We start from the raw sequence: 4,503 nt of genomic DNA on the forward strand, positions 1-4,503 counted from the left end.
CATAATGCAATAGACAAGTTCTTTGTTGAGGTTATTTGGGACAATGAAAAGGATGAGATTATGGGCATAGGACAGTTCAAAGAAGGAAATAGCCTGGATAAGTATAGTAATGTTCCTAAGGAGATTTAGTGTTTCAAATAATAATCCCCACTAAAATTAATTGGTAGGGTTTTCATGAATAAACCCGAGCGAAAATCACTCGGGTTATAGTGCTTATTATTAGTTAGATATAAATTCATATCTTTCTTCGCCAAGTACAACATTCCAACTAAGTACTCCATTCTTAATATTAGCCACCGCGTCAAAATTTATTTCAGTTGTTGACTCTTCACAATCTCCTTTCTCTGGATAGAATGGAACGTTAAATTGACCATCTGTTAATGTTGTTTTTATATGACCAATACCATTGCTTTCAGGATGAAAAGGATTTATTCTCCATGTATCTGTTTGACCATCTCCATCTCCATCATATTCATCTACTAGTCCTTTTAAGTTCTCTTTAAAAAACCCAGTTTTATTTTCTTCACAAAAGTTAGAATATATTACTAATCCAGTTATTATATCAAAAATAAAAACTTTAGGTTGTTTTGTGTTCCAATTATAGTGCCCATAATTACCCTTTATTTTGATTCTGTCTTGTTGGCCCTCTAAAGGATATTCCCAAACCATGGCCATGTCCGTTCCTCGAATACTGATTACTCCAATTATATCACCTTGTGTGAAAAAATTTGACCACACATTAGTCCAAAAGTTACGTTCTTTTTTATTCGTAAGATCATTACTCCTGGGTTTGTATAATTTCGAAAAATCGTAATTATTAATTGCTTTAAACTTTGGAACATCATCTTGCAAAATAGTTTGTTCTACAAGTTCTATGGGTTGGTCTTTACTACATGATAAGGCCACAAAAAGTAGCGTAAGTAACATTAAATACTTTGTTTGTTTTTTCATAATACTATGTTTTTAGAAAGATTCGATTAAGAATAACTCTATGAGAGCGAGAAGATGATAGTCAAATCCTGGATGGATTATAAGATAATCCAAATTATTAACTCCAAACTTCAGATCAGGGACGAAACATAGAAAATATTGTCCCAAACCATGCATTTAGTTATCATAGAACTAATAAGTCTGGACAAGTACAGCAATGTTCCTAATGAGATATGCAAGATCTTTTTCACCATTCCAGTATTAAGCTCAATCAGGAATACTATGGAAAGATTGTTCAACGAAGGGTTAGTGAGGAGATGAAAAGGGTTTCAAACAAACTTAGGTAGTGGTTGATGTATGAAGCTTGGTGGCTTTTAGCCACGGTGTTGTGCTTTCGTTATTTTTAATTTAATCAATTTTTATTTCGTTAGAAATTTGATTTACTAAGTCTTGAATTTGAGGTATTAAATCCTCATAATAATATTTAGTATCTTCTGTACGCTTTTGTATTTCTGATAGTAATGTTATAAAATCTTGATTTTGAAGTAAATCTTCTGGATATTTTTTAATATAATCATAATGGTCTTGATTTTTTAAAACTTCAGTATTACCTCTAAATGATTTTAAAGTGTTCATCTGATTGTCGTAATCTTTGCCTGTCCCTGTTATAAGTTCTTTATAAAAGGGATATATGAAATCATAGAAATTGATGAGGTTATTCCGTAAACTATCATTAGAAATTTTATCAATTCCTGAAGATTGGATTGCTTGGTAAGGACCAGAATTATGTCTAAAAAATGTACCCATTCGCAAATAATTCCATTTTGATTGTTTGTTTAAATATAAGCTATCAATAAAGGTTGATTTGCTTATTATTTGTTCAGATAATAAATTTATCGTCGAATCTACTTGATTTGTTCTTTCAATCATCCATTCAAAATATTCTATATCTTTCTCCAAAGTACTTTTGACCTCTGTTAGCATTTTTAACTCATAAGCGCGATCTTTCTTCTCTCCATTCCAAGTATTAATCTGCAACGCAATCAATATCCCTATAACAACCAAAACAATTTCTCCGACTGCATACTTGAAATACTTTCCAGTCTTTCCTTCTGAAAGTAAATTTTGTCTAATTTTTCTAAAGAATTTTATCATGTGCGACAGTGGTTGGTAGTTCTTCCTAAGGTAATGAATAATTACCCATAGCAAATAGGACCTTTGCTTCTAGTGTCCTTCTCTTTAATGATGTTCCGATGGAAATTGTTAGTGAACTAACCCAGCTTGCCCACCGTAGCGGAGCGAAGGAGGGGGACATTCCAGTATAAAGATCACTCAGGAATACTATGGAAGGATTGTTCAGAGGAGGATTAGCGAGGAGATGCGGAGGATCTCAAAGAATACTCACTTAAAGGCCTGATTTTTGTCATAGCATAATTTTTCAACACTTTGTAATTTGTCATATTATTAAGGGCTTTACCTAAATTCACGAATCCTACAATATGCCCAACAAACTATACAAATTCTGGCAGGAGCTCAAAAGACGGCGTGTAATTTATATGATTACTATATATGCCTCTACCTCCTTTATAATAATTGAGCTTGTCAACAATGTAGTAGAGCCTCTAAATTTACCTCAAAATATACCTGCTATTGTAATCGCAGCTCTTGCAATAGGTTTCCCTATAGCTATAATCCTTTCCTGGATATTTGATGTTACACCAAAAGGGATTAAGAAAACTAAATCAATTTCTGCAGAGGATCAAACCCAAGTTGAAACACCAAACTCATGGAGGATTGCAACATATATTAGTATAGTTATTATCATTAGCCTGATATTGGTAAACGTCTTTGGACTAAAGAGTAACACTCAAAAAGTATCCCATAAGTTGAATTCAATCGCTGTTTTACCATTTACTGATTTGAGTCCACAAAAAGATCAAGAATACTTTTGCGATGGGGTGGCCATAGAGATAATTAATTCCCTATCGTTTTTGGAAGAACTAAAGGTAGTTGCAAAAACTTCATCATTTGCCTTTAAAGGAAAAAACGAGGATATACGAGTGATTGGTAAAAAACTAAATGTAGGATCAGTTTTGGATGGCAGCATAAGAAAGGACTCTAATCAACTACGCATTACGGTTCAACTTATCAATGCAGCTGACGGGACACAGGTGTGGTCCAATAATTTTAATAGAAAACTCGAGGGCATATTTGACATTCAGGATGAAATCGCGTTGGCCATTGTTGAGAGTTTGAAAGTGAACCTTTTGCATGAAAGCAAGAATAATATGCTGACACGCTATACGGATGATTTTGAAGCCTATAATTTTTATTTACAGGGGAATTACAATACGGGCTTATTAACCCCTGAGGGGATTGAAAAAGCAATATATTATTATGAACAAGCCATAGAAAGAGATCCACAATTTGCAGAAGCTTATGTTGATCTCGCAAATGTTTACCAGATTCTTTCCTACGGTTTAGTCTCTCCTGAAGTAGCCATCCCAAAAGCAGAAGAATATAACAAGCAGGGTCTGGAACTGGACAGTAAACTATCTCGAGCATACAGTTTACAGGGGCTTTTTAATATGAACCATCACTGGAGATGGGAGGAATCCGAAAATGATTACAAAAAGGCCCTTGAAATAAATCCAAATGATGTGGGTGCATTTATTAATTATTCAATTCTATTGACATATACTGGGCGCAATAAGGAAGCGATTGAACTCACAAAAAGAGCTCTGGAACTAGACCCCATGAACGACTGGGCTCACTTTAGTGTGGGATGGTCATATTATTATAATCAACAATATGAAGAGGCAGTTAAAGCGTTTCGAACAGCTATTTCAATAAATCCTGCGGATCTATTTGCGCATTATTACCTTGGAAAATCATACCAGGCATTAGGCGACAATGAGACAGCAATTGCAACCCATGAACATCTTTATGCGCTATCGGATGATTTGCGAACAATGGCAGTTCTCACGAACACCTATTATTTGGCAGGGAAAACATTAAAAGCCAGGGAACTTTACGATAAACTAGCCGATCGTGTGCCAAATGAATATATATCTCCAACTCTTATGTATTTGATACATAGAGCTCGAGGTGAAATGGATCTGGCATTCGACTGCTTTGAAAAGGCTATTAATCAACACGAAGGATGGATTGTTTGGACAGTAGTTGATCCCGTAGAAAGTAAACGTATACCAGAAGAAGCAAGATTTCGGAAATTAATCGATCTCATTGGATTACCTAAAACATCTAAATTGATTGGCATCTAAAACAAGACCAATAAATTAGAGAATTGCTCCTACATTGAAAAGACCCAGGAGTATTATGGCAAACTACAAGCACCAAATCTCAAATTCCAATTTACAAAATGTTATGATTGTGCTTTGAAATTTGTCTTTTGGAATTTGTTTTTTTGTTCGCATCAGCGAACTCGGTACAAGAGCGAAGCGAACTAACCCAGTTTACCCTCCGAAGTAAAACGAAGGGGTGGGTGGGACCACAGTAAGAATCCGTAATACATTGATAAAAAGATGTTTGCGGATTTTTTTATTTAATAGG

The 4,503-nt window shown here is 34.6% G+C and carries 3 protein-coding genes; 1 reads left to right on the forward strand and 2 read right to left on the reverse strand.

Annotated features, from left to right (window positions below; translation table 11 throughout):
- Positions 1 to 219: 219 nt before the first annotated feature.
- Positions 220 to 951, reverse strand: coding sequence for a hypothetical protein (locus Q0X89_RS00720; RefSeq protein WP_297690692.1), 732 nt, complete (start codon positions 949 to 951; stop codon positions 220 to 222).
- Positions 952 to 1,338: 387 nt separating this feature from the next.
- Positions 1,339 to 2,085: a DUF6090 family protein gene (locus tag Q0X89_RS00725; protein ID WP_297690693.1), complete on the reverse strand. Its 747-nt coding sequence runs from the start codon at positions 2,083 to 2,085 to the stop codon at positions 1,339 to 1,341.
- 344 nt (positions 2,086 to 2,429) lie between these two features.
- Between Q0X89_RS00725 and Q0X89_RS00730 the strand changes: the two genes are divergently transcribed.
- Positions 2,430 to 4,214 carry a tetratricopeptide repeat protein gene (locus Q0X89_RS00730; protein WP_297690694.1) on the forward strand — a complete coding sequence of 595 codons (1,785 nt, stop codon included), beginning with the start codon at positions 2,430 to 2,432 and terminating at the stop codon, positions 4,212 to 4,214.
- Positions 4,215 to 4,503: the final 289 nt, after the last annotated feature.

The sequence above is a fragment of the uncultured Eudoraea sp. genome, assembly GCF_947258525.1.
Taxonomy (GTDB): Bacteria; Bacteroidota; Bacteroidia; order Flavobacteriales; family Flavobacteriaceae; genus Eudoraea.

What these genes read in the sequence shown, in the direction of transcription:
- Q0X89_RS00720 (WP_297690692.1), bottom strand. Translation starts at nt 951, where the DNA reads ATGAAAAAACAAACAAAGTATTTAATGTTACTTACGCTACTTTTTGTG.
- Q0X89_RS00725 (WP_297690693.1), bottom strand. Translation starts at nt 2,085, where the DNA reads ATGATAAAATTCTTTAGAAAAATTAGACAAAATTTACTTTCAGAAGGA.
- Q0X89_RS00730 (WP_297690694.1), top strand. Translation starts at nt 2,430, where the DNA reads ATGCCCAACAAACTATACAAATTCTGGCAGGAGCTCAAAAGACGGCGT.